Genomic DNA, 24951 nt, shown 5'->3' on the forward strand with positions numbered 1-24951 from the left:
GGCGCCGTCCCGAAAGCGCCCGCCACCCGCCCCGAACTTTATTAGTTCTTGATAAACCAGGGTAAGAACTCTAATCTTGCTCCGTGGACAACGTCAGCAACCCGTACACGCCCAGTGCGGGTGCCACCCCGGAGGCCCTCATCGGCCGAGACGGCCAGACCGAGGCCTTCTCGGTGCTGCTCCAGCGGCTCGGGCGCGGCAGGACCGAGCAGTCCATGATCGTGACCGGCCTGCGGGGAGTGGGCAAGACGGTCCTGCTCACTCGCTTCGCGGAGATCGCCGAGCGCACCGGCTGGGAGGTCATCGAGCTCGAGGCGAGCAAGCATGACGAGTCCGCCTTCCGGCAGTCGATCTTCTCCAAGTTCCGCGCCGCCCTTCTGCACCTCTCCCCGCGCAGGCGCTGGGGGCGGCGGGCCCGTCATGCCGCCGAGGTCCTCAGCTCCTTCATCCTGTCCGTGGACCGGAGCGGGACCTTCTCCGTGACATGGGACGTCGCCCCCTCGGAGGGGTATGCGGACCACGGCGACCTGGGGCTGGACCTCACCGACGTCTTCCTCGCTGTCGGAGAGGTCGCCAGGGAGAAGGGCACCGGCATCGTCCTTCTGATTGACGAGATCCAATTCCTCACCCCCGTCCAGCTCGAGTCGCTGATTCAGGCGGTCCACAAGTCGGTCCAGAAGAGGCTCCCCATCACATTCGTGGGTGCGGGGCTGCCGCAGATTGCCGAGCTCCCCGGAGACGCCAAGTCCTATGTCGAGCGGCTGTTCACATTCCCGCGGATCGATTCCCTCACCTCGCAGGAGGCTCGCCGGGCGCTCGTTGAGCCCGCTCTGGCCGAGGGCGTCATCTACGACGACGACGCCGTGGACCTGGCCGTCGATCTCACGCACGGCTACCCGTACTTCATCCAGGAGCTGGGATACCAGACATGGATTGTCGCCGAGCACGACCGCGTCACTCGCAACGACATCATCAGCGCCCGCGAGGCCTACGTGAACAAGCTCGACGGCTCCTTCTTCAGAGTCCGCCTCGACCGGGCCACCCAGTTGCAGACGGCGTACATGCGGGCCATGGCCCAGCTGGGGCCCGAGCCCCAGAGGGCGGCCGACGTCGCCGCCCTCATGGGCCGCGAGTCGCCCCAGGTCGCCCCGATCCGCTCCCAGCTCATCGACATGGGCCTGCTCTACACGCCCCAGCACGGCTACGCGGCCTTCACGGCCCCCGACTTCGACACCTTCATGCTGCGCGCCGTCCCCGTGCTCGACGTCCCGGAGATCCACCGCCGCCGCCGGCGGCACTGACCGCGCACCGCACCGCCACATCGAGATCGGTTCACCTCCGGCTCGAGATCGGCCGTATTCCGCACCGAGATCGGTTCGGGCCGACGGCGCGGGGCGCCTCCTCCTTTCGGTGGAGGCCCCGCACGAATCGGCTCTTTCGACGTGTTCCGGTGTCGTAGTGCCGATTCCTAGCCTTGAATCGTCGCTCCGGGACCCGCCCGGCCGCCCCGTAAGGAGACAGCAGTGCCCCACCACCCCGGCGGCGCCCACACCGCCCCGGCGACCGCCCCGAGCCGGAGACCCGCTAATGCCCGCCCTGCTCGATACGCGCCGCACCACCGCCGCCCTCACCGCCGTCGCCATGAGCGCCGCCCTCGCCGAGCAGCAGGGGTGGGCGAGAAGGACACCATCCGCCTCAGGAGCAAGCCCGAGGACCGCCACGGCGCCGGCAGCACCGGGGGCACCAATGGCACCGACAGCACCGACGACGCCGTCCACTCCAGCCCGACCGTCGTCAGCATTATCTCCCCTGGGGCCGACACGGGCCTAGAAGGCATCTCCAAGGTCTACGCCACCGCCGACCAGCTGGCGGCCATGGGCGTGGGGACCGACTACGACAGGCTGTACGTGACCGGCCGGCCGGGGACCGGCACCAGCGCCCTGCACGAGGAGGTCGCCCGGGTCGTCCACGCCGTCCAGCCCGACGCCATCGTGCAGGACGCCGACGAGGTCATCGCCCGGCGCGCCGTCTCCTCCGTCGGGGGCGGCACCATGATCACCACGGTCCTCAACCTGCTGGCGCCGGTGTGCGCCCTGGTGGCCGGGATCGTCATCGCCACCACCTTCACCGCCCTGGTGGCCCGCCAGAACCGGGTGATCGGCCTGCTGCGCTGCGTGGGCGCCAGCAGGCGCCAGGTGCGCCTGGCCGTCCTGCGCACGGGCCTGGTCACCGGCCTGGCCGGATCCGCCGTCGGTACCGCGGCCGGGGCCGCGGGGGCAGTCGCCCTCGCCCGCTCGGGGGCCGTGCCGCACCTGGGCGCCGACAGCCTCACCGTCTCCCCCGCCTCCCTGCTCGCCGCCGTGACAGCCGGCACGCTGGTGACCCTCGTATTTGTGCTGCGACCCGCGAGCACCGTCATGGGGACCGTCGCCCACAACCTCTACCTGACGGCCGGGGGCGGCCTGCTCGTCGCCCTCGGGGTCCTGGCGGCCCTGCCCCTGCTGGTAACCGCCGTCGTGGGCCTCCTGTTCTCCTTCAGCTCCTCCTTCCAGTCCATCCTGGCCCAGAGCTCACCGGTCGATATCACGGTCCTCGGGGTGACCCCCCAGACGGACACTGCCGCACTGACCTCCACCATCCGGGGGATCGACGGCGTGCAGTCCACCGCCGTGGTGCGCTCCACCAAGGGCCTGGAGGACCTGGACGACTCCACCCTCATTGTCGGCCAGGTCTACGACGTCCCCGACGGCAGCAGGGTCACCCTTACCGGACCGGGTGGCAGCGTGGAGCTGACCGCCCGGGTGCGGGAGGGCTGGGGCGCGGCCGTCACCACCGCCACCGCCGCGCGCCTGGCCGGTGTCGGCGGCGCCCTGGGGGTGGTGACCGGGACCGCCCTGGGCGCGGCGGGCACGCTCGCGGCCCTGGTCGACGGCGGGGTCAGCATCTTCGTCCCCTACCTGCCTCTGGCCGGGGTCCTGGCCATTACGCTGGCAGTCGGCGTCCTGGCCTCTCTGCGGCCCGCCAGGCGCGCCGCCGCCGTGACCCCGGTGACCGCCCTGGCGGCGGACTGAGGCCGGGCGTGCCTCATGACGGGACTGCCGGCGCCCGCCGGGGCGTCAGAGCGCGGCTTCCCGCTCCCGGCGCCCGCCGGGGCGTCAGAGCGCGGCTTCCCGCTCCCGGTGCACGGCGACGACGAGCTTGAGGCGGGAGGCCGCCCCGTACTTCCTCATGAGGTGGGAGACATGGGTCTTGACCGTGGACTCGGCGACGACGAGGCGCTGGGCGATCTCGGCATTGGAGTAGCCCTCGCACAGCAGGGCCAGGACCTCCTGCTCGGCCCTGGTCAGGTCGGGGCGGGTGCCCGCCCGGGCGGGGCGCAGGTGGTGGGCCACGAGCCGGGAAGCGGTGGTCGGGGAGATGGTGGTGCCGCCGTCGGCCGCCGCCAGGACCGCCCGGACGATCTCCTCGGGGGCGGAGTCCTTGAGGAGGAAGCCGTTGGCGGCCTGCGACAGGGCGGCCAGCATGGCCTCGTCGTCGTCGAAGGAGGTGAGCATGACCACGGCCGTCCCGGGGTGCCGGGCGCGCACGCGCGTGAGCAGCTCCAGCCCGTCCATGCAGGGCATGCGCACGTCGGTGAGCAGGACATCGACGGGGACCCGGTGCAGGAAGGCGAGGGCGTCGGCGGCGCGAGTAAAGGCGGAGGCGACCTCGATCCGGGGGGAGGAGGCCAGGTAGGTGCGCAGGGCTGTCAGGACGAAGGCGTCGTCGTCGACGAGGGCGACCCGGACCACCGGCGGTTGGGAGGCGAGCGGGACGGCTGCGGGCATGGAAGGATGCTAGCCGTTAACAGGGCGACCGGCGGGCGGGAGGCGACCATGGGTCCCGGAGGCGGAGCGGCGGGGGCCGCAGCGGGAACCACCGGCCCCTTCGCCCGTACGCGCCTGTCCACCTGGGCGCCGCGGCGCCGCACCCACCTGCTGTGCGCGGCCTGCGCAGGCCTGCTCGCCTACTTCTCCATCGTGTCCATGTACCCGCTGAGGCCCGAGTGGACCATGTTCGAGGTGGCCGGGAGCCTGGGCGTAGCCCTGGTCTCGGTGTGGCCGCTGGGGGGAGCGGCGCTCAGCCTCCTGGCCGCGTGCACCTTTCACGTGGTCGCGCAGGAGGCGGGGGGACCGCCGCTGCCGCTCCTCGCGCCGTGGCTGTGCGCCTCGGTCCTGCTCACTCGCGGCTTCCACCGCGCGGCCGCCTACGGCACGGTGGCTTTGAGTGCCGTGGCCGGGTTCGTCACGTCCCGCCTGGGGCCGGCGGTCGGCGGTAACGATGACTCCACCGTGCCCATGACCATTCTGGGGTGCGGCTGCCTGGTGGTCGCCGAGCTCATGCGCCGCCCGCGCGAGGCCGCAGACGCCGCGGCGGAGCGCTACCAGGCCGACCTGGAGCGCCAGCGCCTCCTGGTGGTCTCCGAGCTGCACGACACGGTGGTGCGCGACCTCACCCAGGCGGTCATGACCGCCGAGCAGGCCCGGCTCGCCCGACCCGACGCGGTGCTGGCCCCCGACCTCACCGCGCTCACCGCCTCCGTGCGCACCGCCGTCGAGCAGCTGAGGACCAACCTGCGGGCCATCAGCGGTGCGGCCGGCGCCATAGCCGGCACGGCTGGAAAGGACGGTGCGGCCGGCGCCATAGCCGGCACGGCTGGAAAGGACGGTGCGGCCGGCGCCACAGCCGGCACGGCTGGAAAGGACAGTGCGGCCGGCGCGGGTGCCGTAGGGCTCGATGTGCTCGCCTCCTCCGCCCCGCGGCCGCTCGCCGAGGTCGTCGCCGAGGTGCGCGCCGTCCTGGCGGGGCGCGGCATCGCCCTGGAGACCGGGGGCCTGGAGCTGCTGGAGTCCTACGCCGTGCCGCCCGGCGTGCGCCAGCAGCTCGTGCGCGTCCTCGGCGAGCTGGCGAGCAATATGGCGAGCCACGCCGCCCCTGGCAGCGCGCGGATCGCCGTCGAGAGCGACGGGCGCGCCCTGCGGGCCCTGGCCGCCAACGCCGTGCGGTCCGTGGCGCCGGAGGCGGGCGGCGCGGGCGATCCCGCCATCGCCGGCCTGGGGCTGACGGGGGCGCGACGGCGGGTGGAGTCGCTCGGCGGCGCCTTCGAGGTCAGGCGCGCGCGGGGCCGCTGGACCGTCGTCCTGAGCGTCCCCCTCCGGGCGGCGCCATGATCTCCGCCGCGAGCCGCGCATGGGCGGTGCTGTGTAGCAGCACGTGCCTGTCCACCTGGGCGCCGCGACGCCGCACCCACCTGCTGTGCGTGATCTGCGCGGGTGCACTCACCGTGCTCCTGGCCTTCGAGGACCCCATCTGGCCCGGGTTCGAGGCGGCCGGGGGTCTGGCCATCGCCCTGGTCTCGGTACGGCCTGCGGTAGGCGGGGCGCTCAGCCTCCTGGTCGCCTACGTCTTCCTTGTGGTGGCGCGCGACAGCGCCGCCACCCTGCCCGTCATCGGGCCGTGGCTGTGCGCCTCGGTCCTGCTCACTCGCGGCTACAGCCGCGCGGCGGCCTACGGCCTGGTGGTTGCGAGCACCACGGCGCGGATCGTCTCCCTTCTCCTCTTCCCCTCGGACTACGACCTCAGCGGCTTCAACACACTTCTGATCATCATGGGGTGCGGCTGCCTGGTGGTCGCCGAGCTCATGCGCCGCCCGCGCGAGGCCGCAGACGCCGCGGCGGAGCGCTACCAGGCCGACCTGGAGCGCCAGCGCCTCCTGGTGGTCTCCGAGCTGCACGACACGGTGGTGCGCGACCTGACCCGGGCGGTCATGCTCGCCGACCGGGCCCGGCTCGCCCAGCCGCCGGACGCACCGCTCGGCCCCGAGCTCGCGGCCATGGCGGGATCGGTGCGCACCGTCGTCGAGCAGCTGAGGACCAACCTGTGGGCCATCAGCGGTGCGGCCGGCGCCATAGCCGGCACGGCTGGAAAGGACGGTGCGGCCGGCGCCATAGCCGGCACGGCCGAAAAAGACAGCACGGCCGGCGCGGGTGCCGTAGGGCTCGATGTGCTCGCCTCCTCCGCTCCGCGGCCGCTCGCCGAGGTCGTCGCCGGGGCGCGCGCCGTCCTGGCGGGGCGCGGCATCGCCCTGGAGACCGGGGGCCTGGAGCTGTTGGAGGCCGACGCCGTGCCGCCCGGCGTGCGCCGTCAGCTCGTGCGCGTCCTCGGCGAGCTGGCGAGCAATATGGCCAAGCATGCGGCCCCCGGCAGCGCGCGGATCATTGTCGACAGCGACGGGCGCAGCCTGGAGGCCATGGCCGCCAACACCGCCCCGGCCGTGGCGCCGGGCGAGGCCGACGGTGCTGCGTCCTCTATGCCCGACGTCTCCTCCGGGCTCGGTCTGGCGGGGGCACGACGGCGGGTGGAGTCGCTCGGCGGCGTCTTCGACGCGACACGCACCGTCGAGCGCTTCACCGTGATCCTGTCCGTGCCCCTGAGCAGGTGAGCTCTTCCACCCCTCCCCCGTCGAGATAGACATTTTCGGACGAGGTAGACGGTGTCACCGCCGATCTCGTACGAAAATGTCTATCTCGACGCCGGAGAGCGGCGGCCGGCAGCGGGACCAGCGGGCGCCCCTCAGGGCCGTCGCCCCAGGATGAGACTCATGGCCTCGCTGCGGGTGGCGGCGTTGCGCATCAGGCCGCGCACCGCACTGGTGACGGTGTTCGCGCCGGGCTTGTGCACCCCGCGCATAGACATGCACAGGTGCTCGGCCTCGACGACGACGAGCACGCCCCGGCAGCCCAGGCGCGCAACCATGGCGTCGGCCACCTGCGCCGTCAGCCGCTCCTGGACCTGCGGGCGCCGGCCGTAGCCGTCCACGAGGCGCGCCACCTTGCTCAGGCCCGTCACCCGCCCGTCGTCACCGGGGATGTAGGCCACGTGCGCGGCCCCGTGGAAGGGCAGCAGGTGGTGCTCGCACACGGAGTACAGGGGGATGTCCCGCACAAGCACCATCTCGGAGTGCCCGACGTCGAAGGCCCGCTCGACGTGCGCCCCAGGATCCTCGTCGAGACCGGCGAACATCTCGGCGTAGGCCCGGGCCATCCGCTCCGGCGTCTCGCGCAGGCCCTCGCGGTCGGGGTCCTCCCCCACCGCGACAAGCAGGTCGCGCACCGCCCGGCGCACGGCATCGGCGTCGTAGGTCACGACGCCGGGTCCTCAGGGCCCTCCGAGTCCTCCTCAGCGTCCTCGGGCTCCGCAAAGCCCTCCTCGTCGGAGTCCCGTTCCTCGTCGCCGACGGGCTCCCGGTCCTCCTCGGCGTCCTCGTCCTCGGCGGAGGCGGAGGCGGAGCCCTCGCCCTTCCTGCCGCGCCGGGAGAAGGACTCGGCGGCCGCGGGGAAGTCGGCGGCGGAGACGGACTCCTCCACCACGAGGGTGTCGTCGGCCCGCCACAGCGGGCGCTCGGGCTGCTTGATGACCGAGGCGAAGATGCGCTCCAGGTCCTTCTCCAGGAGAGTCTCCTTCTCCAGCAGCTGGCTGGCGAGGTCCTCCAGGACGGAGCGGTTGCGGGACAGGATCTGCCAGGCCTCGCGGTGGGCGGCGTCCATGAGGGCGCGCACCTCCGCGTCGACGGTCGCGGCGACGTCCTCGGAGAAGTCGCGGTTGGTGGCGGACAGCCCCAGGACCGTCTCGTTCTCGGTGGTGCCGAGCTTGACGGCGCCGACCGTGCGGGTCATGCCGTAGTCGGTGACCATCTTTCGGGCGGTGCCGGTGGCCTTCTCGATGTCGTTGGAGGCGCCGGTGGTGGGGTCGCGGAAGACGAGCTCCTCGGCGGCCCGCCCGCCCATGGCGTAGACGAGCTGGTCGAGCAGCTCGTTGCGGGTCGTGGAGTACTTGTCGTCGCTGGGCATGACCATGGTGTAGCCCAGGGCCTTGCCGCGCGGCAGAATGGTGACCTTGGTGACCGGGTCCGAGTAGGCGCCGGCCGCCGCGCACAGGGCGTGGCCGGCCTCGTGGTAGGCGGTGACGGCCTTCTCGTGGTCGTTCATGACGCGGGTGCGCTTCTGGGGTCCGGCAATGACGCGGTCGATGGCCTCGTCCAGGGCGCGGTTGTCGATGAGCTGGGCGTTGGAGCGGGCGGTGAGCAGGGCCGCCTCGTTGAGGACGTTGGCCAGGTCCGCCCCGGTGAAGCCGGGGGTGCGCTTGGCGACCTGGTCGAGGTCGACGTCGCGGGTCATGGGCTTGCCCTTGGCGTGCACGCGCAGGATGGCGGCGCGGCCGGCCATGTCGGGGGCCTCGACGCTGACCTGCCGGTCGAAGCGGCCGGGGCGCAGCAGGGCGGGGTCCAGGACGTCGGGGCGGTTGGTGGCGGCGATGAGAATGACGTTCGTCGTCGCGTCGAAGCCGTCCATCTCGACCAGCAGCTGGTTGAGGGTCTGCTCGCGCTCATCGTGGCCCCCGCCCATGCCGGAACCGCGGTGGCGGCCGACGGCGTCGATCTCATCGACGAAGATGATGGCGGGAGCGTTCTCCTTGGCCTGCTCGAACAGGTCGCGTACGCGCGAGGCGCCCACGCCCACGAACATCTCGACGAACTCCGAGCCGGACATGGAGAAGAAGGGCACGCCCGCCTCGCCGGCCACGGCCCGGGCCAGCAGGGTCTTGCCGGTTCCGGGAGGGCCGTAGAGCAGGACGCCCTTGGGGATCTTGGCGCCCACGGCCTGGAACTTCTCCGGCTCGGAGAGGAACTCGCGGATCTCCTCGAGCTCCTCGACGGCCTCGTCCTCGCCGGCGACGTCGTCGAAGGTGACATCGGGCATCTCCTTCTGCCCGACCTTCGCCTTGGAGCGCCCGAAGCCCATGGCCCCGCCGCGACCGCCGCTCATGCGGCCGACCAGCCACCACATGACGCCCAGGAAGAGCGCCATGGGAAGCATGAGCTGGAGCATGGAGGACCACCAGCTCGCCGTCGGGACCACGGAGTTGAAGCCGCCGGAGGGGGCGGCCGCCTGGACCAGCTCATCGACCTGCGTGGCCTGGGCCTCGGTGTAGTTGAACTGCACCTTCTTGCCCACAGGCTTGCCGGTCTCGCCAGGCTCGGAGGGGACCGTGGTGTAGCCCTCGGTCAGGTCGAGCTCGACGCGCTGGTTGCCGTCGACCACCGTGACGGACTTGACGGTGGTCGGGTTGTCCCTGAGGATCGCCAGCCCCTCGGAGGTGTCGATGGCACGGTAGCCGCCCAGCCCCGACAGCAGCGCCCAGATCAGCAGCGCGATCAGGATGACGGGGGCCACCCACAGCAGGGGGTTACCGAGCGTGCCGCGACGCTTCTTGTCCCCCTGCTTGGAGCCGCCCTTGTCGGCCTTCTTCTTCTCGGGCCGGCTGCTCGGGCGGATCTTTCCGGTCTGACCGGGTACTTTCATCGACGTTGGTCCCTTTCGCGCGTCTGACCCCCCGACGTTAGCCGACATGGGCGGTCCCCTGCCGCGAGGACGGTCACCGTTCGCGACCGGCGTGCAGGTGCGGGATCCGGGTCAGATGTCGAAGTGCTCGCCGGGGCGACGGCGCAGCCTCAGCAGCACCCCGGCCCCCAGCAGGGCGGCCGCGACCAGGACGACCATCCCCCCGGCTCCGGTGGAGGCCAGCAGGCCGTCGCGGCGGCGCGGCGGGTCCGCCACGATAATGTCGTCCTTCGGCTCGGTGGACGGGGTCTCCCCCGGAACGGCGTCCTCCACCGCGATGGTCGCGTCCTTCGGGCTCGGGGCCGACTCGGGCGTGGTGGGGGCCGCGGCCTGGGGGGTCGGGTCCGCGACGGCCGGCTCGGACGCCTGGGGGATGCTGGGCTCGGCCGCCCCGGTGGAGGGCGTCGCGGACTGGCTCGGCGCCGGTGCGCCCTGCAGGGCGGGGCGGGCGACTAGCGAGAGGTCCTGCTTGAGGGAGTCCGGCAGCGCCTCGACGACGACGCCAGCCCCGGAGTCCCCCCAGGAGTGGGCGATCATGCCGTCGCCCAGGTAGATCGCGGTGTGGTAGACGTTCGCGAAGTAGTCGCCGGTGGTTCCCGCGCCGCCCGGGGACTGCCTGGAGAAGAAGAGGATGTCGCCGCGCTGGTAGTCGTCGGCCGTGTTGAGCCACAGGTCGCCGTTGACGTAGAACCAGCGCGCGAGCTCGTTGGCCTTGGCGAGGTCGGAGCCGGAGGTCTGGCCGAAGTCCACCCAGGTGCCCACGCGCGTGTTCTCCTCGGCGACGTAGGTGGTGTGCGAGTAGTCCCAGCCCATGAGGGTCATGCCCACGAAGGAGGCGTCCGAGATCGGGTAGGGGGCGCTCTGGCCGGCGTGGACGACCCCGCTGCTGGTCAGCGGGGAGGGGCGCGCGTCGTCCCGCACGAGGCTGGTGCCCGCATCGACGAAGCTCTGCGCCCGGGCGATCTCGTCCTCGACGGAGACCGCGTCGGGCTGCGTGGAGGGGTGCTCGGGGAAACCGCTCGGGACGGCCCACTGGCCGTCGGCGGTGGGCACCGCGATGTTGCCGAGGATACCGGAGACGTTGGAGTCCCGCACGGAGTAGGTCATCCCGGCCCCGTCGTCGGGGTCGAGGTGGCCGTCCGTGGTCACCGTCTGCGCGAGCCCGGAGGCGGCCATGAGATCACGGACGGTGGCGACCTCAGAAGCGCCGGTGGGGCTGGCGACCACTGGCTGCACCACGGCGACGTCGACCTCCTGAGCCGCGGCCGGAGCGCCGAGCGTCAGCACCAGAGCCAGGGCTGTCAGCCCAGCGGCGACGGGAACATGACGAGTGATCACAGCTTCTTCTCTTTGACACAAGGACGACGGGCGCCAGGACCGGCGCCTGCCGCACGTGCGGGACGTGGGGGGTCTGCACGCAAGGCTAGTCTACCGCAGATCACGAAACGATAACGCGCGAACTGGGCAGATCGGGCCCGGCGCTCTCTCGGGGGGCTTCAGTAATCGGGTGCTCGGAAGAGCGACTGCTCCTCGACCCGGCTGCGCCACAGCATGAGCAGGCCGAGGGCCAGGAGGGTGAGCGCCGCCAGGATGAGGGCCGCGCCCGCACCGGTGAAGGCCAGCAGGCCTCCGATGGTGCGGGTGGGCGAGTCCTTGGCGGCGACGACGTCGGAGGTGGCCGACGCCGTGTGTTCAACATCATCGCCCTCCGCGTAGGGCTCGTCGGGGTCCTCTGGATACGAGTCGAAGGTCCCGCCGGAGGCGGAGGAGGTGCCGCTGAACGACGGCGTCGGGCTGAGAGACATGGGGGAGGGCGACTCGGAAGCGACCGATCCTGCCGAGGTCGGCGCGGGGGTCTGCCCCAGAGGTGATGGCTCAACTGAGGGCGTTGCCGGAACCTCGTCCGACGGCGGCTCCGCCGTCGGCGTCGGCTCGGGCTGGGGCGACGCCGGAGGCTCGGGCTCATCCGGGACGTCGGGGCTCGGCGGCTCCTGGGGAAGCGTCGAGCTGTCGGAGTTCGAGCCGCCGTCCGCGTTCGACGGGGCGATCTCGGCCACGAAGCAGGAGGTGGAGATCGCCGGGTCGTTCCCGACGGCGGTTCGTGCGGAGCCGGCGGCCCGCGCCGGCTCTGAGGCGGTCCCGGCGGGCTCGGCGGTGCGGACATCTTCTGCGGCGACGACTCGCGCGGGTGCGGCCACGAGCGCGAGGGCAACAAGCACCGCAGCGAGGGAAGCGTAATGACGAATCATAAGGCCTCTCCTTTGCGGTCGCGGTTGTTCCAGACAGTGGCGGGAAGGTCTGGGGACGGGAGCGCGGCAGCCCTATACCACACCCGGAGGGCGCCGTACGGGAGCCACATGCCATAACTACCCTACCCGACGTTGCGAGAAGATCACAGTGCAGTTGACCTCAGAATGTGCTGGCCGGACGGGCGCCGGGGCAGGCGGCTTGCCCCTCCACCGCCTCCTTTCGCCGAGATCGGTCGTATTCCGCGTCGAGATCGGTTCTAAACATCAGAAATCTCATAGACCTCTTTAGCCACACCAGTCCCGTCATGGAGTACGGGCCGTCTCAGCGCACCGCAGCCGATCGCAGCCCGGCCCCGGAACCGGGCGTCCGTCCCGGCCCGCCCTGTTGCGAAAGTCGTGTGAGCATCGGTCGGTGCCGACGCCGCGCGCGGTCGCCCGGTATTTGGACGGCGAGCAGGGCACCGCGTGCGGCCGGGCCACGGTGACACCCCATGGGTGGTTGAGAGCATGCTCGACGGCGCTTGGGGTCGCGGCAGGCGACAGAGCCCGGGGGCCGATGGGTCCTCCGCGGCGGGATCTCTTGCCACGCAAATGACCCCGCCCTCGTATTCCTGACCCGACGCGGTCTGCGCGTAGCCGCTGTGATCGGCGTCGAGGACCTGGAGCGCCTCACCGAGGCCGCCGAGGACCTGGCGGGCATCGAGGCGACCAAGGCGGCGCGCTCGGGCCGCAGGCGCCGGGAGCGGAGCAGGACCACGACAATGCGGCCCACGAGCAGGGGCCGGGGCTCCTCCACGAGGTTCAGAGACGGCCTGGGACCTTCCTGCCCGCCCCGTTCAGAGGCGAGCGCCCGCAGATGATCCCGGCGCTCCAAACCATCCGAGCCCCTGCCCCATCGGCGCCCTCAGCGGGTCCTCGACCTCCCCAAGAGCCTTTAACCCCGCCCGCCGCACGACTTGTCCGTCTCCAGGCCCTGCAGGCCGCCCGAGCGCGAGCGCCTCGACAAGGTCCTGATCACCCGGGACGACACCCGCTGCGAGCCGGTCGCGCTCGGCACGCCCCGCCGCGCCGCGACGGCCACGGCCGGCCGTCGGACCGCCGCATCATGGCCCGCACCGGCGAGCTGCGCGCGTCCGGGGCGACCGGCAGCGCCGCAACCGCCGTCTTCTCCCGCCTCATGGCGCTGGCCCGCTATGCCAATGTCGGCTCGCACGCCGCCTTCGGCATGGGCGTGATCGACGTCGTGCCCGACGACGGCGCGTAGCGGCCCCGCCGGCGCGTCCCGCGGGCTCAGGAGCCGGCGACGGCCGGCTGGCCCTCGCTCGGCTGGACGACGACGAAGCCCGGGCCGTGGAAGCCCAGCTGGAAGGACTCCCCCGAGCCGCGGCCGATGAGGGAGCCCATCTTGAAGGTGCTCTTGACCTGCGGCTGGAGGTTCGCGGACCAGCAGATCGCGGCCTGCGGGTCGACGAAGGTGGGCTGCTGGGAGCAGTCGAGGAGCATCGGCGGGCCGTCGGAGGAGATGGCCACCATGCCCTGCCCCTGGACGAGGAGGTTGAACAGGCCGCCCGCGAGCAGGCCTGCGTTGCCGATCATGCGGATGTCGTAGCCGAGGTTCGCGTCGAAGGCGAGCAGGGAGCGCGTGTTGATGGTGATGGCGTCGCCCTCGAGCTGGAGGAGGAAGACGTTCTGCGCGGCGCGGGCGAAGAAGACCTCGCCCTGGCCTGTCACGCGCATGAGGTTGCCTCCCTCCCCGGTCACGGCCTTCTTGAGCATGCCGCTCAGGTTCTTCGACCCCTGGTAGGAGAAGTCCATGGTGCCCTGGTAGGCGACCATGGAGCCCTGGGCGGCGAGGACCTCCGGGCCGAGGACGACGCGGAGCATCTTGTTGGACTGGAGCGTCCAGCGCTGGCTGGTCTCCTGCTCGCGGTGGGTCTGGTCGAATATGGGGCTGCGCATGGGACTCTCCAGTTCAAAAGCGGCGTAGGTCTGCCGCGCCCCAGGCTATCGGGCTGAGGGCGGACGTGTCTCGGGGAGTAGTTCCCACCAGAGTCCGTCGCGGCCGGGCCTGTCGCAGCGGGGCCCGGCCGGCGCTGCACGGCCCCCAGGTCGCCGAGATCGGTCGAGTTCCGCGTCGAGATCGGTTCCGGCGAGTTCGCACTGTCCGCCACCGGCCCGAAGACGACAGGACGGCTGCCAAACGGGCCGGATGCGGGCCGACCTGTCACAATCCGGGGCAAACGCGTCTCGGCGCGCCGGCGCCCCGGGGCGAGACCGCGTAATTCCAAGGATCGCTCCAAGGCCCTAAGTGCGGCTCCGACCCGTTTGCCCCGAATCGTGACGCTCGCGTCCGACACGCCTTAACACACCTGCAGGTGCACGGCGCCTCCCGACCCCGGCCCTGGAACCGGCGCCATGACGCCACTTGTGCGCCCCAGGCCGTCACTGGCTCCGCAAGCAGCCCACAGGAACGACTGGCACCGGCCCACAACCACCACGTTTCCCTGCGATCACGCCAAGCGCCGCCGACGGCCCCGCCAGCGAGCAGCTTCCGACGACGCCGCGCCGACAAGTCGAGGTCAAAGCAAGGACCTAAGTCCCGCTCGCTGCTGTGGTTGACCATGGACACGCCCACCCGCCGATGCCATAATGAGTGGGAGCCACCCGGCGGTATCCGGATGGCTCCCGAAGGGGATCAGCCCCGGAGGAGCTGAATCAAGCTGATCAGGACCCCGGCGACGGCTGCGAGTGAGCTAACGATCTCGCACCACGTCGGGGTCCTGCGCCAGTCAGCCCGCTTCGGAGCCGCGTGACGCGGACACTGCTGCGACACAGTCCCCTCACCTCCTCCCAGCAGATCGACACCCTGCTGAATCAAGCAGGTGTCAGGGGCCGTCTGCCGTGGAAGGCACTCCAACTGTGCCACACCGCCCAGCACAGGAAGCGCGTTCGGAGCAGGAAGCACGCGGTGCGCGCGAGGCGTCTGCAGCGAGCGCGTCTCGACAAGCCGCTGCCCGGGCCGGCATCGGATGCGGGCCGAGTTTTCACAGTCTGGGACAGGCGCGTCTCGGCGCGCCGGCGCCCCGGGGCGAGACCGCGTGACTCCAAGGATCGCTCCAAGGTCCTAAGTGCGGCTCCGACCCGTTTGCCCCGAATCGTGACGCTCGCGTCCGACACGCCGCACGCCTCCAGGTGCAGACAGGCGCCCAAGCACCCGGCGATCGACCTCTCGCGGCGCAGACACAGATCGCCCGCCAACGGGCCGCGCCCTCAAGGAAGCTCAGAGGCAGAATACTGCCAGACCCCAACATGCGGATGGGCCAGATACAGCCCAGCATGTCTTAAGAGACCTACAGGTGCACGGCATTTCCTAGCCCTTGAATCTGGAACCGGCGCCATGCCGACGGTTCCGGGACCCGGAGTGCCGCCGACCAGCCCCGTTCCCCTTCCAGCAAACAGCCTCCAACGGCGTTTTTGCCGAAAAGCGAAGTCGGAACAGGACCTGCACCCCCACCGTTCGCGTTCGACCATGTCGGCTGCCGCCCGACACACGGCGCAGTAGCCCCGGTTGTCCGTCAGAATGACATTAGAGTCTCGGGGCGACGCGTGACGCGAAACGATCCGCACAATCTTGCGGATCTCTAAGCCCCGACCCGAATCGCGGACGTCCAATGTCATTCTGACGGACATCCCGTCCGCATCGGAAGCTCCGAATCGAGGACCAGACTCAACGCGCGCCCCAACAAACACGCAGCCCCCACCTCGCCGCCGCGGCGGATCTCCCATGGCTCGCCTCTGACAGCTCCGACACGAATCGACCTGGGCCCTGTTGTGGAAGTCGTTGGGGCCGAGGATCGGTGCCGGCAGCGTGTGCGGCGGTCCGGCCGGAGGAGGGGGCTGCACGTGGAAGAGGAGGAGCCTGCCGGGGCGAGTGCGAGTCCTCCTCATGATTCCGCGGTTTTCGAGTGCCCGTCAAGACTGGGTGATGTGCTCCCACGTGCGCGTAGGGGGTCTGCGCACATGGGAGCACATCAACTCATCTTGGCGATCCCCGAAGATCCGCAGAGTCTCAGCGAAACACTGCACCCGCTGCGCGAAGGCCCCCTCTCCCATGTGCAACCCCGCCCGCGCACCCTCCCGGTCGGCCCCGACCGCGGCCACAGCCACCAGTACGCCCGGCCCCGCCCCTCCGCACGAACCGATCTCGACGCGGAACTGGACCGATCTCGAGCCGGAATACGACCGATCTCGACGGAGAGAGAAAAGAGGAGCGGCGCAGCGGCAGCGCACCGGCCGGCGACCTGCTCAGCCCCGTGCGCCTCCTCAGCCCCCGTACACCTCGGGGCGCAGCGTACCGATAAAGGACAGGTTGCGGTAGTGCTCGTCATAATCCAGCCCGTATCCCACGACGAACTCGGTGGGAATATCGAAGCCGACGTACTTCACGTCCACCTCGACCTTGGCGGCCTCCGGCTTGCGCAGAAGCGTCGCGATCTCGACGCTGGCAGCCCCCCGGTTCGACAGGTTCCCCACCAGCCACGACAGCGTCAGCCCGGAGTCAATAATGTCCTCCACAATGAGCACGTGGCGGCCGGTCAGATCGGTATCGAGGTCCTTCAGAATGCGCACGACGCCGCTGGACTTGGTCCCCGACCCGTAGGATGACACGGCCATCCAGTCCATGGCCGCGCTGCGGTGCAGCCGCCGCGACAGATCCGCCATCACGTAGACCGCCCCCTTGAGCACGCCCACCAGCAGCAGGTCGCGCCCCTCGTAATCGGCGTCGATCTGCGCGGCCATCTCATCGAGGCGCTGAGCGATCTGCTCTTCGGTAATAAGGACCTGCGCGAGGTCGGATCCCATGTCCGCAGCGTCCATGTGCGCTCCTTTCATATGTGCACGAACGTTTGCTGGCACGGTCAAGCCTGCCACAGCGACAGGCCCCACCGCCCCGGTCGGGTCACAGTCCGAAACGCTCGATCCACTGGTCGGGTTGAGCGATCTCATCGGGCAGCGGCAGGTTATCCGGCGCATTCCACACCGTGTTGAGCCCAGCATGCCCTACTCGTGCGACAACCGCGCGCACAAACGCCACGCCATCGGCGTACTGGGCCTCCTTGGCCTCCACGCCGATCATGTGGTGCAGCAGCGAGCCCGAGCTCGGGCCGGGCCCGACGCCGCCGGTGGCGCGACGCCTGCGGGCCAGCACGGCGCGCAGCCGATGGACCGATGGCATGCGGTTGGGGTCGACGGCGTCGAGAACCGCTTCGGCGTGCCCCTCCAGGAGCGTCAGGAGCGCGGCCAGGCGCGCCAGGCTCTCCCGCTCGGGCGCTTTCAGAAGGCTGTTGAGCAGGAGCGCGACCGGCTCCGGCGAGCGCCCGTCCGCGCTCCGCGCAAGAGCGACGGCCCGGGCGAGCCGGGCGTACAGGTCCGGGCCTCCGGCACCCGCGCTGCGGACGGCGGCAACGAGCCCGCCGACGACGGCGCGCAGCTGGTCCGCCAGGTAGCTCGCCAGCCATGGCGCGGCACTCAGCTGGATCAGGTGGGTCGCCTCGTGAAGGGTGATCCAGGCGGGCAGGTCGATGACGTCGAGCTCGAGGCGCTGCCGGATCTCCAGGACGTTGGGAGCCACGAGGAGCAGGCGCGCGCCAGGCTGCCGGCGGGCGCCGACGGCGGAGGCGGTGCGGGCCCGCAGACGGGCACCGGGCCGGGCCGCGGCGCCAGTGCCCGCGCGGCTCCCGTCGAGCGGGGGCAGGACCTGGCCGAGAAGCCGGGTGGACAGGCAGCCCAGGGCGGCGCCGACCTCGGCGGTGGCGAGCGTGCGCGCGCCGCGGCCGGCGTTGGGCGCAGGCACCCCGCCCATGAGCCCGCGCAGCCAGGCCGCCGACGCCGTCATGAGGCCGGCGCGGTCCACCACCAGGACCTCGGCGGTCTCGGCCGCGCACCGGGCGGCGTCGGTCAGGCCGGTGATGCGACCGGCCCAGGGCAGGGCGCCCGCAATGCTGCGGCGCAGCAGGGCGACGGTCGCGCGGCGGGTGGAGGTCGGCACGCGCGGGCCCGCGGGAACGACGACGCGCGACAGGCGCACGGCGGCGTCCCAGTCGACGAGGTCGGCGGCGGTCGGCGCGAAGACGGTGCTCGGACTCACGCCCCCATTGTCCCCGGGCCGCCGCGCGAGCCGCGCCGGCCACGCCCTACCCGTGGCAGCCGCAGTCGGCCAGCGGAGTCACGAAGTCGTTGTCGATGGCCGTGCGCGCCGAGGTCAGGCCGCCGTCCTCGAAGCCGTCGATGATGACCGCGAAGGCCAGCTGCCGCCCCTCCCTGGTCACGACCGTGCCCGTCAAAGAGGCGACGGTGTTGTGAGAACCGGTCTTGGCCCGCACAGTCCCCGCGCCTCCGACGCCCACGAACCGCTCCTCCAGCGTCCCGTCCAGCGCGCCCACGGGCAGGTCGGTGAGCAGCGTCCGGCCGGTGGTGCCGCCGTCGTCGCCCGCGGCTCGGGCGACGATCTGCGCGAGCAGCCGGCTGGGGACCTTGTCGCCCAGGGCCAGGCCCGAGCAGTCGACGAGGGTGACGCCCGTGGTGTCGAAGCCGTCGGCGCTCAGCTGGGCCAGCACGGCCCCGGTGGCGCCCTCGAAGCCGGCCTCCTGCTTCGCGCCGACGGCGACCAGACGCCCCTCGACCTCGGTCATAGTGTTGTCGGAGGCCTTCAGGGACACCGACAGCACATCGGCCAGGGGCGCGGACTCGACGGAAGCGAGCTCGGTGGCGTCGGAGGGGGCGGCGCCCCGCGCGACGTCGCCCGTCACGGTGATGCCTGCGGCAGTCAGCTGGCCGGAGAAGGCCTTCGCGGCCTCCATGGCGGGGTCGGTCGGGTAGTCACCGGTGTGGGAGTGCGCGGTCACGTCCAGCATGATCGGCTGGATCGGGGCGACCCACGCCTGGTTGCCGTCCTCCCAGCCGCTGTTCCAGGTGGGGCCGGCGAACAGGGTGTCGTCCAGGGCGACGCTGACGCTGGTGACACCCTTGGCCTGCAGGACCTCGGCGGCGGAGCGGGCGAGGTCCCCCAGGCCCGCGCGCCCCACGGTGGCGTCCGGGTTCCCGGCGTCGGCCGCCATCAGCACGTCCCCGCCGCCGACCAGGGTGACGGTGCTGCCCGACACGACAGCCTTGGTGGTCAGGGTGTGCTCGGGCCCGAGCGAGGACAGCGCCGCCCAGGCGGTGAGGATCTTGTTGGAGGAGGCCGGCGTCATGCCGGTGCCTCCGTTGACGTCGAGCAGGGTCTCGCCGGTGGCGACGTCGATGACGGTGACGGCGGTGGTGGCCTTGCCGACCATGGGGTCCGAGGCCAGGGTGGTGGCCATGGAGCTCAGGGCCGCGGTCGCGGGCACCGGCGCGTCGGCGTCGAGTCCCGACGGCGCACCCGGCTCCTCGTCCGGAGGCGACAGCGTCGGGTAGGGCTCCGGGCGGTAGGATGTCGAGGCCGCGCTCAGTGGACCCGGGACGAGGTCGAGGGAGTCGGCGAGCCCGTAGTAGGCGCTCGCGACGGCGAGTGTGGCGACAGTGAGCGCCGCGATCTGAGCCTTGCGCACATCTCCTCCAATGGGTCGGCCCGCGGGTTGGACGGCCCAGCGGGAGCAGTCGGGACCCCGCCGTGGGGAACCGGCCGTAGGATGTCCCGCAGGAGTGCCGTCGTAGGCCACACTAGTGCCATTGGGACGGCTGAAGCCGACTATGACGGACAACTGATGGCAATTACCAGTAAGAGGAGGGACCCGTGGAGTTCGACGTCACGATCGAGATTCCCAAGGGCAACCGCAACAAGTACGAGGTGGATCACGCCACGGGCCGCATCATGCTGGACCGCATGCTGTTCACCTCGACGCGCTACCCGGACGACTACGGCTTCGTCGAGGGCACGCTGGGTGAGGACGGGGATCCGCTCGACGCGCTCGTGCTCCTGGAGGAGCCGACCTTCCCCGGCTGCCTCATCCGCTGCCGCGCCCTGGGCATGTTCCGCATGCGCGACGAGAAGGGCGGCGACGACAAGGTCCTGTGCGTGCCGTCGGCCGACCAGCGCGCCTCCTGGCGCACCGACATCGAGGACGTCTCTGAGTTCCACCGCCTGGAGATCCAGCACTTCTTCGAGGTCTACAAGGACCTCGAGCCCGGCAAGAGCGTCGAGGGCGCCCACTGGGTCGGCCGCGAGGAGGCCGAGGAGGAGATCCGCCGCTCCTACGAGCGCGAGGCCGAGCGGGTCGCCCGCGAGAGCAGCTGAGAGCCGCTGACCGGAGACGCCGTCGCCCCCTGCCTCGGCGGAGGCCAGGGGGCGACGGCGCCGCGGTGGCGGTGGGCGCGCGGCGGCCCGTCAGGGGCGCACGGCGTAGGGCATGATCTCGGAGTAGCGCATCTCGGTGATCCGGACGGGAACGCCGAAGGTCGGCGCCTCGATCATCTGGTCGTCGCCCAGGTAGATGGCGACGTGGTAGATGCCCTCCTGGGTGCCGTCCTCCGACCAGAAGACGAGGTCGCCGGGCTGGGCGTCGGCCAGGTCGACCTGCAGCCCTTCTCCGTACTGCACGCGCGAGGAGTGCGTCAGGGAGATCCCCGCGGCCTGGTAGGCGAGCATCGTCAGACCGGAGCAGTCCACGCCGTCGTAGGACTCGCCGGCCCACACGTAGGGCACGCCGAGGTAGTCCTTGGCCGTGGCGATGGCGGTCTCGGCGCCCGCACCGTAGACGTGCTCGGGCTCCGGCGACGGCTCGGGCTCCGGCGACGGCTCTTCGGTGGGCTCGGCGGCCTCGGTCGGCTCCGGGGCGGGCTCGGCGCTCGGAGTCGCCTCGGGCGTGGGCTCGGCGCTCGGAGTCGGCTCCGGGGTGGGTGGCGCCGTCGGGGTGGGCTCGGGCGTGGGCTCGGCGCTCGGGGTGGGCTCGGCGGCCTCGGTCGGCTCCGGGGCGGGCTCGGCGCTCGGAGTCGCCTCGGGCGTGGGCTCGGCGCTCGGAGTCGGCTCCGGGGTGGGTGGCGCCGTCGGGGTGGGCTCGGCGCTCGGAGCCGGCGAGGGGGTCTCCGTCGGCTTCGGGCTCACAGGATCAGGGTCCTTGGGGGCCGACGACGCAGCCGGGGCTCCCACCGCGGCCCTTGCGGCGGCCTCCTCACGAGCCTTGCGATCGGCCTCGGCCTGCTCCTGGCGCTGGTTCTCGTCCTCGTAGCTCGTGTGACGCTGCTCCGCCAGCTCAGTGATGAGCTCGGACCGCCTGGTCTCGGTGTCGGTGACCGCGGTCTGGGCGTTCGTCGCAGCAGTGGTCGCGTCGTTCTTGGCGTCCTCGGCCTTCGTGGCCGCGGTCTGCTTGTCGGCGACCCTCTGCTCGGCCAGGGCCTGCGTGGTGTCCGCCTCGATCTGGCAGGCCTCGACGTGCCGCACCCGGGCATCGGTGCTGGTCCCGATGCTCTCCAGGACCATGGAGATGTCAGTGGCGTCCCCCAGCGACTGGCCCGTCAGGAACGGGGCCAGGGCGTCGAGGGGGCCGGTGTTGCCCTGCTCGTAGGTCTCGGCGACGACGGCGCCCAGGTCAAGGCGCGCTGCGTCGACGTCCGCGGCGGCGGCATCGGCGTTCGCCTGCGCCGTCTCGGCGTCCGAGGTGGCGGTCTGAAGGTCGTTGACCGCGACGAGGTAGTCCTCGGTGGCGATCTGGGCGTCCCGCCGAGCCGTCTCAAGATCGACGTTGAGCTGGCTGAGCTGAGCCTCGATATCGGCGACCGACGTGGTGGCGTCAGCCGGCTCGGACTGGGCGGCGGGCGCCACACCGTCGGCGAGCGCGGCGGGGCTCGCCGACGGCATAAGCGCCACGGTGAGGGTGAGGGCGGCCAGGGCCGTGCCGAAGCGCTCACCGGTCAGCCCAGTGAGGCGCACGGCACCGCGCGGCCGCCGCGTGCGATGGGTCAGGCTCACAAGTTCTCCGTCATGTCGCGGCACGCCCTCCTGACGGACGCGCTCTCTCAACGGACACAATAATCGCATACGCCCCAATGCAAAACAAGAACAACACAAATCACAGTAGTCACATGAGCCTCGTCCCGGCGTCGCGGCCCCGCAGCCACCCTCTCGCCGTCGTCGTGACATCCACCACACGGATCCGGCGCGCGGACGGCGGAGCGCTGAGGCCAGCCGCTCCCGCTACCGTGAACCCCGCACCCGGCCCAAGCGAAGGAGCGTCACATGCCCACCGGCACCACCCCTCCCACCGCCGCCAGCCCGGACGGCTGGCGCTTCGAGACCAAGCAGGTCCAGGCCGGGCACACCCCCGACGCCGTCACGGGGGCGCGGGCCATCCCGATCTACCAGTCGACCTCCTTCGTCTTCCCCGACGCCGCCGAGGCAGCAGACCGCTTCGCCCTGCGCTCGCTGGGCCCGATCTACACGCGCCTGGACAACCCCACCAACCAGATTGTCGCCGCCCGCATCGCGGCGCTCGAGGGCGGAGTGGGCGCGCACCTGGTCGCCTCCGGCATGAGTGCGGAGACCCTGACCTTCCTCACGCTCGGCGGCGCGGGCAGCTCCATCGTCGCCTCGCCGTCGCTGTACGGCGGCACCATCAACCTGCTGACTCACACCCTGCCCGGTCTCGGCATCACTACGCGCTTCGTGGACGACCCGGCCGATCCGGCCGCGTGGGCCGCGGCGGCCGACGGGACCACCATCTGCTTCTTCGGCGAGTCGATCCCCAACCCCAAGGGCGACATCCTCGACATCGAGCCCATCGCCGCGGCCGCGCACGCCCTGGGCGTCCCGCTGGTCGTCGACAACACCATGGCCTCCCCCTACCTGACCCGGCCCATCGAGTGGGGCGCCGACATCGTGGTGGAGTCGGCCACGAAGTTCCTGGGCGGGCACGGCTCGTCGGTGGCCGGCGTCGTCGTGGACTCGGGAAACTTCGACTACGCGGCCCAGCCCGAGCGCTTCCCCGACTTCAACACCCCCGACCCCTCCTACAACGGGATCGTCTACGCCCGCGACCTGGGCGAGGGCGGGACGATGGGGGCCAACATGGCCTTCATCCTCAGGGCCCACACCAGAGGGCAGCGCGACCTCGGCTTCGCCGCGTCCCCGCTCAACGCATTCCTGGTCGCCCAGGGGATCGAGACGCTGTCGCTGCGCATGGAGCGCCACGTCGACAACGCCCTGGCAGCGGCCCGGTGGCTCCAGGGGCGGCCCGAGGTGGCCGAGGTGCGCTACTCCGGCCTGGAGTCCAGCCCGTACTACGAGCTGCACCGCACCTACTGCCCGCGCGGGGCGGGCAGCGTCTTCGCCTTCGACCTGGCCGGCGGGCGCGAGGCGGGAGCGGCCTTCATCGACGCCCTGAGCCTGTTCTCGAACCTCGCCAACATCGGCGACGTCCGCTCGCTGTGCGTCCACCCCGCCACCACGACCCACTCACAGCTCGACGACGACGGCCTGGCCAGGGCGGGCATCAGCGCCGGCACGGTGCGCCTGAGCATCGGCATCGAGCACATCGACGACATTCTCGCCGACCTCGAGCGGGGCCTGGCGGCCGTCGCGCGCTGAGCGCCCGGGGCCGGCCGCCCACCCCCGCCGAGATTGGTCCAGTTCCGCGCCGAGATCGGTCCAGTTCCGGCTCGAGATCGGTTCGCGCAATGCGCAAGGGCGGGCTCAGCGAGTCCACAGGAGGGGGATGCCGCAGAATCCGAGCCGCCGCCGGGCGCGCCGCGCCTCAGCGGCCTCGCCGGCACCAGCGCACCTCTCACTGCACGATACGCAGATTCTAGCGTGTAAGAAATAATACTAAAGAATTAGGGTATTGTTCACTCCGGAGGCACAGGATAGATTAATCCTGGTTCGCCCCCGCGCCTCGATCACGAACGACGCTGTTCTCAATGGATGACGCCCTGTGACGGCGAGCGGCGACACCACATGTTTCAGCACCATTCGCGGATCTCGACGGCCCGGCAGACGAGTCCGATCCGCAAGAAGGTAACACAGTGAACGCACAAGCAGTGGCCGGCACGAGCCGGCGGTCGATGCTTCTCACAATGAGGGCGCTGACGGCGATGGGTTGCGCAGCGGGTCTCGCGGCCTGCGCGGGCAGAGGGGGCTCCGCCGGTTCGCCCGCGTCCTCCACGACGTCGCCACCAGGACCCTCTACCTCTACGACGGAGAGCAAGGCGAGCTCGCCGACAGGCGCCGACGCCACCGAGACCGCCACCGCGCCCCCGCCTGAAGCGACACCGACGGGCTCCGGCCTGCACGGCATCATCGTGGCGACCATGCCCCAGCTTGACGATCCCGCCAGCACATCGTTTCCCACTCTTGAGGCCGTAGACCCCAGCAGCGGGTCTGTCACGGGCTCCCGGGAATTCGCTCCATCAGATAAGTCGGTCGAGTTCGTCAACTGGTATGAAGCGACCCCCGACAGCCGAGGCTCCGGCAATTACATGGGACTCGTAATTCGCAGAGCTTTTTCGACCAGCTACGACAAAGCTGCCGCAACCAAATCGAACAAGGGAGGCGCGGGGAACCTCAGGACGATAGCGGGATATATCGACGAGTCCGGGTCGTTCCACGACATGACCGCCACCGCGCCGGCCGTGGGCGACTTCGATGCGAGCATGGATTTCCTGCCGTCATTCGGAACCGACAACAGCTTCTACTTCGCGCGCAAGCCCGAGAGCGGAACCGGCAGCATCACAACACTATTTCGTGTCAAGGACGGGAGCTCTACGGCAGAGACCGTGGACCTGAAGGAATCCAGCTCCACCTACGTGCTCCAGAATGACGGCACCGTCACAGGCGACACCTTGTCGGGACATAACCACTGGTTCTGGGATGACAAGCGGGGCACGGAGTGCTACGACCCCGACGACATGTCGAGCAGCAATATGTGCGTAAGAACGGATGGCAGCCACCTGACGACATACAGCGCGTCTCCGTACCAGGCCACGCCCAGCCCGAACGCTATCGAGGAACGAGACCTCCTCCCCGAGTCGAGTACACGGAAGGTCAGAACCGCGGTATTCAGTCCCGATGGCACGAAGATCGCGTTCCTGGCCGCAGACTCGACGGGCGCCAAGGACCCGGGTGGCAAAGCGCTGTTCGACCTGTACATCGTGGGAGTCGACGGCGGCGAGGCCACCAAGGTCGCGGGAGCCGAGCAACTCACCTCACGACAGATACTGGTGGAGTGGAAGGAATAGCTCTCCTCCAGCACTCAGGTCAGCACTCAAGGCGGCCCGGCACGGCCGGGATC

19 protein-coding genes are annotated in these 24951 nt (G+C 71.0%); 9 read left to right on the forward strand and 10 right to left on the reverse strand.

What is annotated here, in order from left to right:
* Window positions 1-83: 83 nt before the first annotated feature.
* Complete coding sequence (locus AIF0345_RS13555) at window positions 84-1301, forward strand: ATP-binding protein (RefSeq protein ID WP_285296432.1); 1218 nt, start codon at window positions 84-86, stop codon at window positions 1299-1301.
* 369 nt (window positions 1302-1670) lie between these two features.
* On the forward strand, window positions 1671-3071 hold the full coding sequence (locus AIF0345_RS13560) for an FtsX-like permease family protein (protein ID WP_285296433.1): 1401 nt from the start codon (window positions 1671-1673) through the stop codon (window positions 3069-3071).
* 84 nt (window positions 3072-3155) lie between these two features.
* Here AIF0345_RS13560 and AIF0345_RS13565 read toward each other — a convergent pair whose 3' ends face one another.
* On the reverse strand, window positions 3156-3827 hold the full coding sequence (locus AIF0345_RS13565; RefSeq protein WP_268917834.1) for a response regulator: 672 nt from the start codon (window positions 3825-3827) through the stop codon (window positions 3156-3158).
* 6 nt (window positions 3828-3833) lie between these two features.
* Here AIF0345_RS13565 and AIF0345_RS13570 point away from each other — a divergent pair, with 6 nt between their 5' ends.
* Together AIF0345_RS13570 and AIF0345_RS13575 are read left to right on the forward strand one after the other, a co-directional pair.
* Entirely contained in the window at window positions 3834-5210 is a 1377-nt protein-coding gene (locus AIF0345_RS13570) for a sensor histidine kinase (RefSeq protein ID WP_285296434.1), read from the forward strand.
* A complete protein-coding gene (locus tag AIF0345_RS13575) occupies window positions 5207-6481 on the forward strand; it encodes an ATP-binding protein (RefSeq protein ID WP_285296435.1) in 1275 nt (424 codons plus the stop codon). The genes AIF0345_RS13570 and AIF0345_RS13575 overlap by 4 nt, the downstream gene beginning before the upstream one ends.
* Before the next feature lie 131 nt (window positions 6482-6612).
* Here the strand turns inward: AIF0345_RS13575 and folE are convergent, their stop codons facing one another.
* The 4 genes from folE to AIF0345_RS13595 form a co-directional block, all read right to left on the reverse strand.
* Window positions 6613-7185, reverse strand: a complete 573-nt coding sequence (gene folE, locus AIF0345_RS13580) for a GTP cyclohydrolase I FolE (RefSeq protein WP_268917829.1) — start codon at window positions 7183-7185, stop codon at window positions 6613-6615.
* A complete protein-coding gene (gene ftsH, locus AIF0345_RS13585) occupies window positions 7182-9401 on the reverse strand; it encodes an ATP-dependent zinc metalloprotease FtsH (RefSeq protein ID WP_285296436.1) in 2220 nt (739 codons plus the stop codon). Before ftsH ends, folE begins: the two co-directional genes overlap by 4 nt.
* 111 nt (window positions 9402-9512) lie before the next feature.
* The gene (locus tag AIF0345_RS13590; protein WP_268917827.1) at window positions 9513-10778 is read right to left on the reverse strand and encodes a C40 family peptidase; all 1266 of its coding nucleotides are present in this window, start codon (window positions 10776-10778) and stop codon (window positions 9513-9515) included.
* 158 nt (window positions 10779-10936) lie between these two features.
* On the reverse strand, window positions 10937-11689 hold the full coding sequence (locus AIF0345_RS13595; protein ID WP_268917853.1) for a hypothetical protein: 753 nt from the start codon (window positions 11687-11689) through the stop codon (window positions 10937-10939).
* Between the two features lie 641 nt (window positions 11690-12330).
* Here AIF0345_RS13595 and AIF0345_RS13600 point away from each other — a divergent pair.
* Together AIF0345_RS13600 and cas6 are read left to right on the forward strand one after the other, a co-directional pair.
* Window positions 12331-12549, forward strand: a complete 219-nt coding sequence (locus AIF0345_RS13600) for a hypothetical protein (RefSeq protein WP_285296437.1) — start codon at window positions 12331-12333, stop codon at window positions 12547-12549.
* Window positions 12550-12794: 245 nt separating this feature from the next.
* Window positions 12795-12953 carry a CRISPR system precrRNA processing endoribonuclease RAMP protein Cas6 gene (cas6, locus tag AIF0345_RS13605; RefSeq protein WP_285296438.1) on the forward strand — a complete coding sequence of 53 codons (159 nt, stop codon included), beginning with the start codon at window positions 12795-12797 and terminating at the stop codon, window positions 12951-12953.
* A 26-nt stretch (window positions 12954-12979) separates the two neighbouring features.
* Here the strand turns inward: cas6 and AIF0345_RS13610 are convergent, their stop codons facing one another.
* From AIF0345_RS13610 to dacB, 4 genes are all read right to left on the reverse strand, one after another.
* Window positions 12980-13648 (reverse strand): AIM24 family protein, encoded by a 669-nt coding sequence (locus AIF0345_RS13610; protein WP_268917825.1) that lies wholly within the window; start codon window positions 13646-13648, stop codon window positions 12980-12982.
* 2364 nt (window positions 13649-16012) lie between these two features.
* On the reverse strand, window positions 16013-16567 hold the full coding sequence (hpt, locus tag AIF0345_RS13615) for a hypoxanthine phosphoribosyltransferase (protein ID WP_285296439.1): 555 nt from the start codon (window positions 16565-16567) through the stop codon (window positions 16013-16015).
* Between the two features lie 82 nt (window positions 16568-16649).
* Window positions 16650-17837: a zinc-dependent metalloprotease gene (locus AIF0345_RS13620; protein ID WP_285296440.1), complete on the reverse strand. Its 1188-nt coding sequence runs from the start codon at window positions 17835-17837 to the stop codon at window positions 16650-16652.
* A gap of 46 nt (window positions 17838-17883) precedes the next feature.
* The gene (gene dacB / locus AIF0345_RS13625) at window positions 17884-19281 is read right to left on the reverse strand and encodes a D-alanyl-D-alanine carboxypeptidase/D-alanyl-D-alanine endopeptidase (protein WP_268917822.1); all 1398 of its coding nucleotides are present in this window, start codon (window positions 19279-19281) and stop codon (window positions 17884-17886) included.
* 185 nt (window positions 19282-19466) lie between these two features.
* Here dacB and AIF0345_RS13630 point away from each other — a divergent pair, with 185 nt between their 5' ends.
* Window positions 19467-19967: an inorganic diphosphatase gene (locus AIF0345_RS13630; protein WP_043562643.1), complete on the forward strand. Its 501-nt coding sequence runs from the start codon at window positions 19467-19469 to the stop codon at window positions 19965-19967.
* Window positions 19968-20057: 90 nt separating this feature from the next.
* On the opposite strand, the gene AIF0345_RS13635 is transcribed toward AIF0345_RS13630, so the two are convergent.
* A complete protein-coding gene (locus AIF0345_RS13635) occupies window positions 20058-21638 on the reverse strand; it encodes a C40 family peptidase (protein ID WP_285296441.1) in 1581 nt (526 codons plus the stop codon).
* Between the two features lie 267 nt (window positions 21639-21905).
* Between AIF0345_RS13635 and AIF0345_RS13640 the strand changes: the two genes are divergently transcribed.
* Both AIF0345_RS13640 and AIF0345_RS13645 read left to right on the forward strand, forming a co-directional pair.
* Complete coding sequence (locus AIF0345_RS13640) at window positions 21906-23252, forward strand: O-acetylhomoserine aminocarboxypropyltransferase/cysteine synthase family protein (RefSeq protein ID WP_285296442.1); 1347 nt, start codon at window positions 21906-21908, stop codon at window positions 23250-23252.
* 719 nt (window positions 23253-23971) lie between these two features.
* Window positions 23972-24898 (forward strand): hypothetical protein, encoded by a 927-nt coding sequence (locus tag AIF0345_RS13645; protein ID WP_285296443.1) that lies wholly within the window; start codon window positions 23972-23974, stop codon window positions 24896-24898.
* Window positions 24899-24951: the final 53 nt, after the last annotated feature.

It is taken from the genome of Actinomyces israelii, from assembly GCF_030253495.1.
In the GTDB taxonomy this organism is placed as follows: Bacteria; Actinomycetota; Actinomycetes; order Actinomycetales; family Actinomycetaceae; genus Actinomyces; species Actinomyces israelii.

Excerpts from the sequence above, each read along its gene's own strand:
- AIF0345_RS13575 (WP_285296435.1), top strand. The coding sequence starts at position 5,207 with ATGATCTCCGCCGCGAGCCGCGCATGGGCGGTGCTGTGTAGCAGCACG.
- cas6 (WP_285296438.1), top strand. The coding sequence starts at position 12,795 with ATGGCCCGCACCGGCGAGCTGCGCGCGTCCGGGGCGACCGGCAGCGCC.
- ftsH (WP_285296436.1), bottom strand. The coding sequence starts at position 9,401 with ATGAAAGTACCCGGTCAGACCGGAAAGATCCGCCCGAGCAGCCGGCCC.
- AIF0345_RS13565 (WP_268917834.1), bottom strand. The coding sequence starts at position 3,827 with ATGCCCGCAGCCGTCCCGCTCGCCTCCCAACCGCCGGTGGTCCGGGTC.
- AIF0345_RS13645 (WP_285296443.1), top strand. The coding sequence starts at position 23,972 with ATGCCCCAGCTTGACGATCCCGCCAGCACATCGTTTCCCACTCTTGAG.
- AIF0345_RS13595 (WP_268917853.1), bottom strand. The coding sequence starts at position 11,689 with ATGATTCGTCATTACGCTTCCCTCGCTGCGGTGCTTGTTGCCCTCGCG.
- AIF0345_RS13640 (WP_285296442.1), top strand. The coding sequence starts at position 21,906 with ATGCCCACCGGCACCACCCCTCCCACCGCCGCCAGCCCGGACGGCTGG.
- hpt (WP_285296439.1), bottom strand. The coding sequence starts at position 16,567 with ATGGACGCTGCGGACATGGGATCCGACCTCGCGCAGGTCCTTATTACC.
- AIF0345_RS13570 (WP_285296434.1), top strand. The coding sequence starts at position 3,834 with ATGCTAGCCGTTAACAGGGCGACCGGCGGGCGGGAGGCGACCATGGGT.
- AIF0345_RS13610 (WP_268917825.1), bottom strand. The coding sequence starts at position 13,648 with ATGCGCAGCCCCATATTCGACCAGACCCACCGCGAGCAGGAGACCAGC.